Origin of the sequence: Mycobacterium novum, assembly GCF_010726505.1 — a bacterium.
GTDB lineage: Bacteria > Actinomycetota > Actinomycetes > Mycobacteriales > Mycobacteriaceae > Mycobacterium > Mycobacterium algericum.
In genome coordinates this window covers 4,064,589-4,078,553 of record NZ_AP022562.1, presented here as the reverse complement: position 1 = coordinate 4,078,553, position 13,965 = coordinate 4,064,589, and the positions used below count along the sequence as shown (strand labels likewise).

At 67.4% G+C, this 13,965-nt stretch carries 9 protein-coding genes; 1 reads left to right on the top strand and 8 read right to left on the bottom strand.

Annotation, left to right across the window (positions count from 1 at the left end; all coding sequences use genetic code 11):
- Nucleotides 1–23: 23 nt before the first annotated feature.
- From G6N19_RS19135 to G6N19_RS19110, 6 genes are all read right to left on the bottom strand, one after another.
- Nucleotides 24–1,382 (bottom strand): hypothetical protein, encoded by a 1,359-nt coding sequence (locus tag G6N19_RS19135; protein ID WP_193465449.1) that lies wholly within the window; start codon nucleotides 1,380–1,382, stop codon nucleotides 24–26.
- Between the two features lie 148 nt (nucleotides 1,383–1,530).
- Nucleotides 1,531–3,132, bottom strand: coding sequence for a hypothetical protein (locus G6N19_RS19130; protein WP_013829136.1), 1,602 nt, complete (start codon nucleotides 3,130–3,132; stop codon nucleotides 1,531–1,533).
- Nucleotides 3,133–3,536: 404 nt separating this feature from the next.
- Entirely contained in the window at nucleotides 3,537–5,129 is a 1,593-nt protein-coding gene (locus G6N19_RS19125) for a hypothetical protein (protein WP_193465448.1), read from the bottom strand.
- Between the two features lie 148 nt (nucleotides 5,130–5,277).
- Nucleotides 5,278–6,000: a nitroreductase family protein gene (locus tag G6N19_RS19120; RefSeq protein ID WP_013829138.1), complete on the bottom strand. Its 723-nt coding sequence runs from the start codon at nucleotides 5,998–6,000 to the stop codon at nucleotides 5,278–5,280.
- Nucleotides 5,993–6,499: a DUF2505 domain-containing protein gene (locus G6N19_RS19115; protein WP_013829139.1), complete on the bottom strand. Its 507-nt coding sequence runs from the start codon at nucleotides 6,497–6,499 to the stop codon at nucleotides 5,993–5,995. The genes G6N19_RS19120 and G6N19_RS19115 overlap by 8 nt, the downstream gene beginning before the upstream one ends.
- Before the next feature lie 13 nt (nucleotides 6,500–6,512).
- Nucleotides 6,513–7,211, bottom strand: a complete 699-nt coding sequence (locus G6N19_RS19110) for a flavodoxin family protein (protein ID WP_193465447.1) — start codon at nucleotides 7,209–7,211, stop codon at nucleotides 6,513–6,515.
- Nucleotides 7,212–7,485: 274 nt separating this feature from the next.
- Here G6N19_RS19110 and G6N19_RS19105 point away from each other — a divergent pair, with 274 nt between their 5' ends.
- Nucleotides 7,486–8,316: a class I SAM-dependent methyltransferase gene (locus G6N19_RS19105; protein ID WP_193465446.1), complete on the top strand. Its 831-nt coding sequence runs from the start codon at nucleotides 7,486–7,488 to the stop codon at nucleotides 8,314–8,316.
- On the opposite strand, the gene G6N19_RS19100 is transcribed toward G6N19_RS19105, so the two are convergent.
- Nucleotides 8,309–9,568 carry a phthiocerol/phthiodiolone dimycocerosyl transferase family protein gene (locus G6N19_RS19100; protein WP_193465445.1) on the bottom strand — a complete coding sequence of 420 codons (1,260 nt, stop codon included), beginning with the start codon at nucleotides 9,566–9,568 and terminating at the stop codon, nucleotides 8,309–8,311. The genes G6N19_RS19105 and G6N19_RS19100 overlap by 8 nt on opposite strands.
- Nucleotides 9,569–9,595: 27 nt before the next feature.
- Nucleotides 9,596–13,954 carry a type I polyketide synthase gene (locus G6N19_RS19095; RefSeq protein WP_049793025.1) on the bottom strand — a complete coding sequence of 1,453 codons (4,359 nt, stop codon included), beginning with the start codon at nucleotides 13,952–13,954 and terminating at the stop codon, nucleotides 9,596–9,598.
- Nucleotides 13,955–13,965 lie beyond the last annotated feature (11 nt).

The following is a 13,965-nucleotide window of genomic DNA, read 5'->3' as shown; positions in this document are numbered from 1 at the left end:
GGGTCAGCCCGGCCGGCCGGTGATCAAGCCGCGGTGACGTCGAACACCGCATCCCAGAGCCCCTGGATATCGAAGGGCCCGATGATCCCGATGTTGTCGGCGATATTGAACAGATAGTCGCCGAGGAAATCCCGGACCTGATCGACGGTGGGCAGGAAGTCGGTGGTGTCGATCGCCGGGTCGTCCGGCAGCGGATTCTTGAGGTCGAGCAGCACGGTGCCCAGTCGCCACAGCCATGCCTCATGCTCGATGATCTCCGGCGTGGAGACATTGGCGGTGCCGCCGTCATAGGCGGCCAGCCATTCGTCGATCACGGGGTTGCCCGGCCACAGGTCCCCGATCAGTTTCGCCAGCAGGTAGTAACTGGGCGTGTTCCAGTCCTCGGGGTTGAAGATGTCGCCGCCGGGTTCGGGCAGCAGGCACGGCCCGGGGCAGAACGGGCTGCCCGGGATGAAGGGGTTGAAGGCCACCAGGAACGAGGCGATCACGGCCTGCAGCGCCCTGCCGAACTCCACCAAGTCGGGAAGCTGGAACTTGTCGACGTCGAAGGGCTGCATCAGGCTGTCGAAGAAGTTGATGAACGGCTGTTCGAAGTCCATCTCGTAGTAGCTGCCCGCCCACGGCTGCAGCGGGGCGTCCGGGTCGATATCGGGGTAGTCCTCCGGGTTCAGCCCCAACTCCTCCAGCGTGCGGGTGCCCTCCCAGTAGAACCCGTCATGAGCGAACCCGACATTGACCATGCCGGGACCATTGGGGTCGAAGTAATAGGCATTTCCGTTCATCATGGCCGAGAACGGGATTTGGAACCAATTCTGAATCAACGGGAACTTCTGCACACCGGTGGCGATCAGCAAACTCCAGATGGCCTGGTCGATCCAGGTGAAGCCGGTGATCGGACTGGTCGGCATCACCGGCAGGCAGTCCAGCCCCGCGCAGCTCAGATCTACCGGGATCTCCACGTTGGCCAGCATGGACAGCTGCTGGCCCAGACCCGGGTGGAAGAAGTCTCCTTCGTGGCCGGCTCCGGACAGCTCCGGGAACGGAACCAGCAGTTGAGCGACGAATTCGAAGTGTCCCAAGTCGCCGGGGTCCTCGCCCCAGGCGTTGGTCGGACTGCCGACGAACCACGGGCCGCTGTAGAACAGTGACTTTGCCATCGTGTCCAGCGCATGGATGTAGTTCGCCGGAACGTTGACCAGGTCCTGGAAAAGGTTCAGCGGGACGTTCAGCAGCGATTCATCAGCGGTCAAGCGGGGCGCCGGGTGCGCAATGGTGGTGGCGTCGGGAACCGGCACGGGCGGCTCCATCGGGGTGACGGCGACGAGGCCTACGGCGGTGATCGCCAGCCCAGCACTGAAGTAGGAGCGCAGGGCAGAAACCATCCTGGCGGACCTCCGAAGCCGAGGGGGAAGGCACGCCAGAACGGCATGACCTAAGAGCGCTTATGCAATCTACCAAAGAATTACATAAGTGCAACCGATAGCACTCCCGTCCCGGAAACGCAGTTGCCGGGCTACTTTGCGTGCGGGTCTAGAAGGTGAACCAGCTCGCGATCTCGGCCCACAGGTCTTCGAGCGTGGTGTTGAGCCCGCCGCTCGGGTCGAGGAACATGATGAAGTCGTTCCAGAGCAGCAGCGAGTTCTTGCCGCCGTATTCGCCGATCTCCTGCATGTCCAGCGGCAGGTCGGGGTTATAGGTCGGCGGCGTGTAGTAGCCGGTCTCCGGGTTGATCGACCACGGCCCCAGCAAGCCCGGGTCGGTCATCAGGCCGCCGTTCACCACCAGGTTCGGCAACCAGGGGTTGATGTCAGCCAGGAAATCGATGATTCCGTTGTGAGTGTCCGCGTCGAAGGTGAATATCCCGGTCTGCAGCGCCGAGATACCCGCCATCACCTGCTCGTCGGTCGAGCCGTTGGCATTGCCGACGGCGTTGGCGGCTTCCTGCTCGGTCAGGTCGATCCACTGCTGGATCAGCGGGTTGGGCGCGCCGATGGTCTGGATCGACTTGACCAGATCCAGCGTGGTCACCCCCCACGGCGGGGAGACCGGTGGCATATTGCACAGACCGGGGCACATCGGGCTACCGGGGACGTACGGGTTGAAGTCGACGACCAGCCCGGCGATCAGGGCCTTCATCGTCTGGAAGATTTCCTCCGGGCCGGAGAAGTGGAAGCCGGTGAGCGGGTCGTCGCCGTTGACGCTCCAGTCGACCGGCTGCATCAGGCTGTCGAACCACCGCTGGAACGGGCCGAACGGGTCCAGCTTGAAGGTCAGGCCCGCCCACGGCATCAGGTTGACCTGGTTGCCGTACTCGTCGAGGATCAGGTTGCCGTCCGCGTCGGTCAGCGGAACGGTGCCCGGGAAGCCGAAGCCGGGCTGGGCGTGGCTGCCCGGGACCGCGTCGAAGTCTGAGCCCGGCACCGCGCCGCCCTCACCCACACCGGCGTCCGGGTTGGCGATGCCGGCAGAGGTCGGGTTGTCGGGGTCACTCCACGGGCTGTCCGGGAACGTGTACCCGTTCAGCATGTCCTGGATGGGCACCTTGAGCCAGTACTTGAACAGGTCCAGCTGGTTGTCGTCGTTGGGGAAGTTGCTGAACTTGATGAAGAAGTTCAGCATGGCGTCTATGGCGGTCACCCCGGTGATCGGCTCCACCGGCGACATCGGAAAACACTGGATCGAGTCACACGATGCGCTGACCGGCAACAGGGCGGCGGCGAACATGGCGAACTGCTGACCCAGACCCGCGGTGCCGTTCTCCAGCGCCTCCGGGTCGATCGTCGGGTCGAAGGCACCGGAGACGTGGGGGGAGAATGAGAACAGGTAGTCCATCACCGCCATGAAGTGGCCCGGGTCGCCCGGGTCCTCACCCCAGATGTTGGTTGCGCTGGGGGTGAACCAGTTCCCGGTGAAGAAGAACGAGTTGGCCAGCACATTGGTCGCCTGGACGTTGTTGAACGGGATGTTGACGAAGTCCTGGAACAGGTTGAACGGAATGTTCAGGATGGAGGCCTCGGCGGCCAGCGCCACCGCCCGCTCCGCGGCGCTCAGGCCGGCTTCCCACGGCGCGACCGGGGCGACGGGCGCCATGGCGACAACGCCCGCGGCGGCGACGGCGGCACCGGCGGTCACGTGGCGGCGCTGCGGGACCAGGCGATGAGTACCTGTGATCGGATTCCGACGCGCAGGAACCGCTCGGTGTCGACCCGCGTTCGTATACCGACGCTTCCGCGTCACACCATTCTTCACATGTCCCCCTTGAGTCCCCACCGAACCGTGCCAGCATAACGGCGGCGCGGTCCGGTGTCTAAGCGAGTGTCGATTAATTTACATGGGGCGCGGACAAGCGTCTGCTAAGTGGTACATCATGATCGTCTTTGGCGGGTCTTCTACTCCGTTTCACCGGTTCGGTCACCGTTGGTCACCACCGGATGTACTTCGCGCCGCCGATTCAGCCGGACCATACCGCACGACGTGGCCGGCCGCACCCGGTGACGGCACCGGGCCCGGGGCCACAGCACCAGGGCGACCCCGCTCTAGAGCAGCGCTGCCAGATCTGCCAGCCCGACGGCGTCGAGCAGGCCGGCGAACCCGTCCGCGGTGCCGGCTGCCGCGCCACCGATGTCGCCGGGATCGGGGCCGGCCCCCAGGACCGGGGTGAAGTCGTCGAAGTCCACCGGCTGGTAGCCGGCCAGATTGGCCCAGTCGGCGAAGAACTGCTGGACCCCCGACTGCTCCATGAAGTCGATGAGCTGCTGCATCATCGGCGACGGCGAGAATGCGATCGGGGTGTCGACGTTGGCCGGCGGGTCATCCGGCGAGGCGTTGCCGACATCGAACCACTGCTGTAGCGACTGCGACACCGCGTCATTGACGTCGACCTGGTGCGGTGTCGGCCCGTTGGCCATGCCGTAGAACGCATTGAGCGGGCTGTCCGCGTTGGCCAGCGCGAGCCAGTTCTCCAGATAGGGGTTGCCCGGCCACATCTTGTCGAGGCCGGCCACCAGCGCCAGCGGGGTGGCCCACGGATACGCCAGACAGGTGCTACCGCAGAAGGGGTCGCCCGGAGACGACGGGTCGAAGGCGATGACCATGCCCGCGGCCAGCGTCTGCAGCGCCCGGCCGACCTCGTCGAATGTCGGGATCTGGAACCCACTGACGTAGGTGTTGAGCTCCACCGGGGCCTGCAGGCTGTCGTAGAAGTTCTGGAACGGATACAGCAGGTCCAGCTTGAAGGTCTCGTTGGACCACGGCATCAGGTGCACCGGGTTGCCGTTGCCGTTGACGACCTCGTCGGTGCCGGGCACGACGTGGATGCCCTGCGACTGGGTCGCGGCGTCCTGCGGCAGGTTCGCGATGTCGTCCGGGGTGGCCGGGTGGGTGCCCGCAAAACCCAGGACCGGATCACCGGGTACGGAGCCGTCGGAGTTTCCCTCGCTGTCGACACCGATCCCCATCGAGGGGTTGATCACCGTCGGAAAGGTATAGCCGGCCATCAGATCCGACAGCGGCACGCCGAACCAGTTGTCGAACAGCGGGTAGGGCTGCATACCGGACAGCGCGGCGAAGAACCAGGCGTTGTGGTCGAGAAACGACGAGCCGGTGATCTCGCTCGACGGCAGCAGCGGTGCGCTGTAGTCGGCATCGCTGGACGCGCTCGTCGGGATCTCGGCATCGGCGAGCAGGGTGAACTGCTGGCCCAGCCCCAGGTGGCCGGCGGCCGCCTCATCCCAGTCGAAACCGGGAGCCCCCGGCGCCGGGCTGCCCTGCCCGGAGATCTGGGTGAACGGGAACGCCATATCGATGGTGCCCATGAAATGCCCCGGATCCCCCGGGTCCTCACCCCAGATGTTGGTGGCGCTCGGCGACCACCAGTTCCCGCTGTAGATCAGCGAGTTACCCAGGACGGTCATCGCGCCGAGCTCGGTGCTGGGAATGTTGACAATGGCCTGGAACAGGTTCAGCGGAATATTGAGCAGCGAATCTCCAGCGCTGGCCAATACCAGGTCCCGGCCCACGACGAGGGGGCCCGCCGGCACGGCCGCCACCGGTGTGACCAGCGCGGCGGCGAGCATTCCCGCCGCCGCGAGCGCAGCCTTCGAATCAGATGTGTATTTCGCCGTGTCCATGAGCCCCCCGACCGATGTGTTACACAGGATCGGCTGAATCTACATCACTCGGTTTGCGATAACCAATAAAAACAAGGCTTCATAATCTTCTAGGACGGATAGGATGCCTTTTCGGCTACCAGACCGGACTATTTCATCCGAAAACGGCTCATTCTTCCAGCCAAGCTCGGTTACCGTAACCGTCTAGATGGGCGACCTCGCCGACCGGCCTGCGGGTGGTCGGACCGTAGCGTCCGCGCGGCCAGCCCAGCGGCACGATGCAGCACGGCGTGACGTCGCGCGGCAGGCCCAGGATGCGCCGCGACGCCCGTTGACTCCACAGCGGCAGCGTGATCAGCGAGGCGCCCAGCCCCATCGCACGGGCCGCCAGCAGCAGGTTCTGGACACTGGGATAGATCGACCCCCAGTAGGCCGACTCGGCGATATGCGGCATCCGCACCACCGGCAGTCGTCCTTCCCGGGCCCCCAACCGCAGGCAGGCCACCACCAGCACCGGGATCTCGGCGAAGTGGTCGATCTGCCACTCCATCGCCCGTGCGATCCCGGCGATCGACTCGTCGGTCTTGAGCCTGCGCCGCAATACCACGTCGCGCTGGATCTTCCACGCCTGCCGGTAACGCTTGGCCAGCTCCTCCTTGACCCGGCGGTCGCGAACGACGATGAACTCCCAGTTCTGCCCGTCATTGCCGGTGGGGGCCCGCAGCGCCAGCTCGATGCACCTGAGCACCACCGCGTCGTCGACCGGTTCGGAGTAGACCCGGCGCACCGCACGTTGGGTCATCATGGCCTCGCCCAGCGGCATGTCGAGCCGGGCCAGCGCCTCGGCGGTAGCGGGCACGTTGGCGGGGATGAACCGCACGGTGTCAGCCATGGTCGGCCAACCAGCCGGCGGTGAACCGCTGAATATTAGGAATGCCCTCGGCGAACTCCTTGGCCAGGAACCGCTCGATCGGCCCACCCACCAGCGGGATCTTGAACTCGATGGTGCCGGTGAGGTTCATCCGCGAACCACTGCCGGCCGGCTGCAGCAGGGCGGTCCCGCCGCCGCGGCCGGGCGCCCCGACCACCGCGACGTCGATGTCGCCGTTGACCCGACCGTCGCCGGTGGGCGTCCAGACCTCGGTGGTCACGATGTTGAGGTCACCGCGGTAGACCTTGGTCAGCATCCCCGGCAGCGCGCCGTGACGCAGATCCTCGGTGACCACCACCCGGACCGCGCCTTGCTCATCGACGGTCAGCGAGTCCAGCGTTTTCTCGCCGCCGTCGAACTCGGCGTTGCGGGCCAGCCAGTAATCACGCGAGCCGAACGCGGATTGAATCTGTTCGACGCTCGCCGGCGACTCGAACACGATGTCGAAGGAACGGGGCATGCCTGCCTTTCCCCTACTTGCCGAACAGCCGGCTCGCCAGGCCCGCCGCGAACGCGCGCACCCGGTCGAGTTGCTCGGGCTGGACGTTGGTGGGCGGAAGGCGCAGCCCCAGGTAGCGCTTGCGGTAGCGCCCGCTGCCCAGGTAGCTGGTCAGCGACAGCATCGAGCGCAGCGGGTCGCCGGGATAGGTGAAGTGGATCTCGTCGGTGTAACGGCCACCGCACTCCTCGCCGAGTCGGCAGACCTCGGCGTAGTTCTCCTGCCAGTACTCCCGGCACACGGTGAAGACCGCGAACGGCTTGCCGTCCAGCAGCTTTCGCGCCTCGTCGGTTTGCAGGAACGACCGGATCGGCATGGCCGGCGCCTTCCACCAGGTCGGTGAGCCGATGCAGATCAGGTCGTAGTCGCCGTCGCGCACCGCGTCGGGTGTGCGGATCTGGCCCGTCTCGCCTTGCTGCTGGGCTTTGAGCACGCTGAGCATGTCCGGCCACACCCGGCGCATCGGGAACCGCGAGAACCGCTGCGCGTAGCGCGGATCGGTGAACTCGATACCGGCCTTGGTGACCTCGCAGCCCCGCTCGGCGAACACCTCGCCGGCCGCCTCGAGGACCTTGAGCGCCTGCCCGGTGTAGCTGTAGTACAGCAGCAGCACCCGCGGCGCCCGCCCGTTGCGGGCGGTGTTCTCATCTGCCATCTGTGCCTCCCGGTTCATGCGGCGGTCCCAGCTTCGGCTCTCCTCCGTCGAGCCTCGCTGAACCGCCCGGTTCATGCGGCGGTCCCAGCTTCGGCTCTCCTCCGTCGAGCCTCGCTGAACCGCCCGGTTCATGCGGCGGTCCCAGCTTCGGCTCTCCTCCGTCGAGCCTCGCTGAACCGCCCGGTTCATGCGGCGGTCCCAGCTTCGGCTCTCCTCCGTCGAGCCTCGCTGAACCGCCGGGTTCGGCCGTGCGGTGCATCGCGTGCCCGTCAAGGGTATTAGGCTCGCCGACGTGGCAGACAAGATCCCCGTCGACCTGCACGGCGCCGCACAGACCATGTTGACGACGCTGTACCTCAAGGCCCTCGACGCCGATTTCGACTCCCCGGTGTTGGGCGATCGGTACGCCAAGGAGGCGGTCGAGCGCATCGACTTCGACTGGGACGCACTCAAAGCCCCGGGCCGGTGGGCGCCGCTGGTGACGGTGCGCACCGCCCAGTACGACATCTGGGCGCGCCAGTTCCTGGCCGCTCACCGGCGGGCCACCGTCATCCACCTGGGCTGCGGCCTGGACGCCCGGGTCTTCCGGATCGATCCGGGGCCGGAGGTCACCTGGTACGACGTCGACCAGCCGCCGGTGATCGCGTTGCGCGAGCAGATCTATCCCGACCGCCCCGGTTACCACCTGATGGCGACCTCGGCGACCGATCCGTCCTGGTTGGACGAGATTCCCGCTGACCGCCCGGTGCTGTTGCTGGCCGAGGGCATCAGCATGTACCTGACCGAATCCGACGGGGTGACGCTGCTGCAGAGTGTCGTCGACAGGTTCCCCGCCGGCGAACTGCAGATCGACTTCTACAACTGGTTCGGGATCAAGTCGCAGAAGACCCACCGGCTGCAACGTCAGTCCGGTGCCACGCTGCACTGGGCGGTCAACAGCCCCGACGACATTCTGGACTCGGTCGACGGGCTTCGGTTGCTGGCCGCGGCGAATCTCTTCGACGCGGAGACCTTCGGCCGGGTGCCGGCCGGTTTCCGGCGCTCCGCCCGGGTTGCCCGTGCGCTGCCGCCGCTGCGAACCATGCTGCAGTATCACCGCTACGCTTTCGGCCCGGTCAGCTGACGCCTGCGGCGGCATGCTGCTCGGCGATGCCGCACAGCAGTGAACGGATCGCCTCCACCGAGCGCTCCGGCTCGGGCCCGTGCGAGTGGTATTCGATGTTGAGCTGGCCGGCGAAGATCTGGGTGAAGTAGATGTCGATCCCGGCGCTCACCGCGAAATACAGTTCGCCGTGGGTGGTGGTCACCTCCACACCCGGTGGTGTCCGCACCGGCGGAACCAGACCGTTGTTGCTCAGCACCACGACGTCGGGCAAGCCGGGTGGGTTTCCGACGTACTGCGGGCTGAAGTGCAGCCGCGACTGCTGGATGACGCCCTCATCGAGGTCTTTCTGGAAGTTCTCGGCGATGTCGCGGGCGATCGCGACCAGGTCGGTCTTGGCGTCGATCTCAGCGAGATAGGTGGCCAGACCGATCGGGTTGGTGCATCCGGTGGCCGAAACCGGCGGTGACAGAAAATATCTCAGGTCGACGGTGTAGACGTAGGGCACCGGAATGCTCAGTTTGCCCCGCAACTGCCATTCGGCCATCAGCACGGCCGCCGACAGCACCGCATGCAGGCTCAGATCGTGGGCCCGCCCGAATGCGACCACGTCGTTGGTCTGGCTTTCAGTCAGCCGGCACGACGCCATCGGAACCCGCACCGGCGACGACGGCGTCTCCCCCGCGACGGCCCGCCGGGTGGGAGGAAGGTCGTAGGCGAACAATGCCGGCATGAACCGCTCGATGCCGGAGCGCTGCTGCTTTTCGATCCCCCGGTCTGCCAGCACCGCCTCGATCGATTGCGGCGCGGGCTCGACGTTGATCGCGCCGATCCTTCCGGTGGTCACCAGATCGGTGTAATAGGAGAGCATCTCCTCGATCAGCGCGTACATGTGGTGACCGTCGGCGACGGCGTGGTGCACATACAGCGTCGGCTGCGCCTGACCGTCGGCGATGATCACCCGCAGCGCAACCAGCGACTCCGTTTGATCGAAATGCGGGGCCGGCGGCTCGGCGTCGGGGTGAGCGAGTTCGATGACCTCGATGCCGTCGGGCATCAGGTCATCGGTGACGAACTGGTGCCGGCCGTCGGGCAGTCGCTCCAGCCGACCCGTGAGGATCGGATGCGCCTCCAGCAGCGCCTCGTAGGCCTCCGAGAGCAGGTCGATGTCGACCGGACCGGTGACGTGCGCGGCCAGGCCCACGAAGTTGTGGGTCTCGGCAAGCATCTCCTCACTGATCGCGAGCTTCCGAATGACCGACGTGGCAAACACTTTCGGTTCTCTCCTAAATCCTGAAAACTACGACAGCTCGACCAGGGTCATTTCCCCGTCTGCAGCGTCGGCCGAGTCCAGCTCGTCTTCGGCGATGGCCTCGCGGACCAGATCCATCACGGCCGTCGTGAACCCCTCGGCGATCGCGCGCACCACCGGCTCCTCGATGCGTCGGCTGTCATACCACCAGTCCAGGTGCAGCACGCCGGCGGAGCGGTAGGCCCGCAGCTCCAGCGCGTGTCCCAGACCCGGGATCGCCTCGCGCACCGGCATCGCGGTGTCGGGGTCGAACTGCACGGGTGCGTCGCCCGCGGCCGGCAGCTCGGGGATCGCCCCGACGTAGGCGAAGTGGATCTCGGCCGGGGGCACCGAGCCGAATAACCGCGCGGTCGGTGCGTAGAGGTAGCGCAGCAGCCCGTAGCCGATCCCGTAGTGCGGTACCGCCCCCAGGGTCTCGTGGATCTCGTCGAGCAACCGGCGTGCGCCTGCCGGTGCGGCGGTGGCGCAGTGCAACGCGACCGGGTAGATCGTGGTGAAGGATCCGACCGTGCGCCGCAGGTCGATATCGGGTTTGAGCACCGAGCGGCCCGTTCCCGCCATGTCGACGGCGACGGTGCCCTCACCGACTGCCGCCGCCACCGCGCGGCTCAGTCCGGCCAGCAGGATCTCGTTGATCGGCAACCGCAGCCGGCGCCGGGCGTCGTCGATCTCGCTGACATCGGCCGCCGCCAGCGCCGAGGTGAGCTTTGCCAGATCGGCTGCCGCCGGCGGCTCGGCGACGTCGGCACCCAGCCGCAGGGTCGCGGCTTGTGTTGTCCGCAACCAGAATTCGCGGCTCTCCAGCACCGCCGGGTGGGTGGCCAGTCCGGCGCAACGCTGCGACCATTCGGCCCAACCGACGCCTACCGGGGCCAGCTCGATGTCGTTGCCCGCCAGCTGCTGGCCGAACGCGGTGAAGATGTCGGTCAGCAGGATGTCGCGGGACGCCTCATCGCCGACGATCGCGTGCAGGCTCAACGCCAGATAGCACACGTCGCCTGCGGCACCCCGGATGTACAGGGCGGTCAGCGGCGGGCAGGACAGCTCTTGTTCGCCGATGTGCTCGGCCAGCATGGTGCGCACCGCATCGTGCTCGGCGGTGAGGCCCTCCGGCAGCGAATGCGTGCTGATCTCACCGAACTCGCCGGGTTCGGCGATGCGCTGTTCCCAGGTCCCGGCCCGCTCGGTGATGCGGAGCCGCAGCGCGTCGTGGTGATTGACCACCGCGGTCAGCACCGCACGGACGTCGTCGACGGAGACGTCGGGACGCAGCCGAAGAATCAGCGGGATGCGCCAGCGGCCGTGCTCGCGAACACCGTTCTCCAGGAAGTAGGTGATGTTCGGCGGGACGGGCGGATGCTCGACGTCGCCGGGCGACTGGCGGGCCAGCCCGCCCGCGGCGTAGCGAGCGGTCAGTGCCTTGGCCAGCGCCGACACCGTCGGGTTGTCGTAAAGGTCCTGCGGGGTCAGGTCGAGCCCCTCGTGGGAGGCGGCCATCGCGACGCTGATCGCCACCAGCGAGTCGCCGCCGATGTCGAAGAAGTTGGCGTTGCGGTCCACGGAGCTGACCCCCAGGCAGACCGCCCAGATGCGTTGCAGCGTCGCGTCCATGGACGGCCCGGCCGAGCCGGCGGCACCGTCGGCTCCGGACGTGCCGTTCGCCGCGGTGCCGTTGGTCGCGGCGCCGGACACCCAGGTGGCGCCGGCATTGTGCTCCAGCCAATGCCGTTGCCGCTCGAACGGATAACCCGGAACCGTGACCCGCTTAGGCTGGTAGTCGCCGCGCAGGCCAGCCCAGTCCACCTCGACGCCGGCGGCCCACAGTTGGCCGAGCGCCAGCAGGAAGGCGTCGCGGTCGTCGCGGTTCTGGGCGTGGTGGCGCATCAACCGGACGGCACGGTGGCCACCGGCGAACTTGGGATTCCTCGCCGCCGAGGCGGTCAGGGTGGCGCCGGGGCCGACTTCCACCAGCACCCGGTGCGGCTCGTCGAGCAGCGTGTCGATCTCGTCGGCGAAGCGCACCGTGGCACGGACGCTGCGCGCCCAGGTCGCCGGGTTGGTCGCCTCGCTGGGCGCCAGCCAGGTCCCGGTCAGGTTGGACAGCACCGGGATCCGCGGTTCGTTCAGGGTCTGCCGGGACAGGAACGCGGTGAACTCCGAGATCATCGAGTCCATCAACCGGGAGTGGAACGCGTGCGAGGTGCGTACCCGGCGCGCGTTGACGCCGGCCTGCTTGAGGGTCTCCGAGAACTCGCGGATGGCGTCTTCGGCGCCGGCCACCACGCAACCGTCCGGGTCGTTGACCGCGGCGAGGTCGACCTCACCGGTCAGGTAGGCGCCGACCGCGTCGGCGCTGATCGGTACCGCCACCATGACGCCGCGGGGCGCGGCGTGCATCAGCCGCGCCCGCATCGCCACCACCTTGATCGCGGTGTCGAGGTCGAAGACACCGGCGATGGTGGCCGCGGCGTATTCGCCGATGCTGTGGCCGACCACCGCGGCCGGCCGCACACCGTAGCTTTCGACCAGTTTCGCCAGCGCGTACTCCACGGTGAACAGTGCCGGCTGGGTGCGGTCGGTGCGCTCGAGGTCACGTGAGGTGCCGTCGAAGATCACCGCCCGCAGATCGAATCCCAGTTCGGCGTCGAAGCCGGCGACGCAGCGGTCGAAGTACTCGGCGAACACCGGCTCGGTGTCATACAGGCCGCGCGCCATTCCGATGTGCTGCGCGCCCTGGCCCGGGAACAGGAACACCACCCGGTCGGCGGTGGCGGCCGCGTCATCGCTCACGCCCTCACCGATGAAGACGTTCTCGCTCTCCTCGGCGGTCAGCACGGCGGCGGCATCGGCGCGGTCGGCGACGACCGCCGCCAGGCGCAGGTTGTACGCATGCCGGGTGGCCAGGCTGTGGGCGACGTCGGGCAACGCCGGCGCCTCGCTGTCGCCGGCGGTCAGTGCCGACGCCAGTTCCTTGCGTCCCTGTTGCAGCGCCTCGGAGGTGCGCGCCGACAGCAGCAGCACCTCGGGTCCGGGGCGCGGGGCGGCACCGGCCGGTTCGTCTGCCGGCCATTCCTCCACGATGACATGGGCGTTGGTGCCGCCCACGCCGAACGAGCTGACCCCGGCACGGCGAATGCCGTCGGCTTCCCAGGGCCCGTATTCGCTGCGGATCTCAAACGGGCCGTCGTCGAGGTGCAGTTCGGGGTTCGGGCTGGTGTAGTGCAGGGTGGCCGGGATCGCCCGGTGCTGCAGGCACAGGATGGTCTTGATCAGGCTGGCGATACCCGCCGCCGATTCCAGGTGCCCGATGTTGGACTTGACCGACCCCACGTAGCAGGGCCCGGAGCGCGGCTCCTCGGACACCGCGAAGGCTTGTCGCAGGCCCTCGATCTCGATCGGGTCGCCCAACGGGGTGCCGGTGCCGTGCGATTCGACGTAGCTGATGGTGGCGGCGTCCACCTCGGCCACCGCGTGCGCCTCGGCGATCACATCGGCCTGCCCGGCGGCGGTGGGCGCCGCGTAGGTCATCTTGGTGGCGCCGTCGTTGTTGAGCGCCGAGCCCCGGATCACCGCGTGGATGTGGTCGCCGTCGTCGACGGCGGCCTCCAGCGCCTTGAGCACCACCACACCGACGCCGCTGGCGAAGATCGTGCCGTCGGCCCGCACGTCGAACGGCCGGCAGTGCCCGGTCCCCGACACCATCGAGCCGGGCTCGTGCCAGTACCCGACGTGGTGCGGAACCCGCAGCGACGAGCCGCCGGCCAGCGCCATGTCGCATTCGCCGCCCAGGATGCTCTGGCAGGCCAGGTGCACCGCGACCAGCGCCGAGGAGCACGCCGTCTGCACCGACAGCGCCGGCCCGCGCAGGTTGAGCTGATGGGCCACCCGGGTGGCCAGATAGTCCTTGTCGTTCTGTAACGACAGGTTGACCATCTCGAAACTGACGCCCTGACCGATGATGAGGTTCGGGTCGTAGTGCGACATCAAGTTGTGCAACAGGTAGCCGCTGGTGGTGCTGGTCCCGTAGACGCCGACCGACCCCTCGAGCTCCCCCGGCCGGTAGCCGGCGTCTTCCAGGGCATGCCAGGCGGTCTGCAGGAAGAGCCGGTGCTGCGGGTCCATGGTGCGCGCGGCCAGCGGTGTGAAACCGAAGAAGCCGGCGTCGAACTCCTCGATGCCGTCCAGCAACGCGGCTCGCCGCACGTAATTGTGGTTCGCCAGCGCCTTGTCGCTCACACCGTTGGCGCGCAGCTCGTCCTCGGACAGCGTGACGATGGATTCGGTGCCGTTGCGCAGGTTGTCCCAGAACCCCGTCAGGCTGCGGGCGCCGGGAAACCTCCCGGCCATGCCGACGACCG

Excerpts from the sequence above, each read along its gene's own strand:
- G6N19_RS19135 (WP_193465449.1), bottom strand. The coding sequence starts at position 1,382 with ATGGTTTCTGCCCTGCGCTCCTACTTCAGTGCTGGGCTGGCGATCACC.
- G6N19_RS19095 (WP_049793025.1), bottom strand. The coding sequence starts at position 13,954 with ATGGCCGGGAGGTTTCCCGGCGCCCGCAGCCTGACGGGGTTCTGGGAC.
- G6N19_RS19125 (WP_193465448.1), bottom strand. The coding sequence starts at position 5,129 with ATGGACACGGCGAAATACACATCTGATTCGAAGGCTGCGCTCGCGGCG.
- G6N19_RS19120 (WP_013829138.1), bottom strand. The coding sequence starts at position 6,000 with ATGGCTGACACCGTGCGGTTCATCCCCGCCAACGTGCCCGCTACCGCC.
- G6N19_RS19115 (WP_013829139.1), bottom strand. The coding sequence starts at position 6,499 with ATGCCCCGTTCCTTCGACATCGTGTTCGAGTCGCCGGCGAGCGTCGAA.
- G6N19_RS19110 (WP_193465447.1), bottom strand. The coding sequence starts at position 7,211 with ATGAACCGGGAGGCACAGATGGCAGATGAGAACACCGCCCGCAACGGG.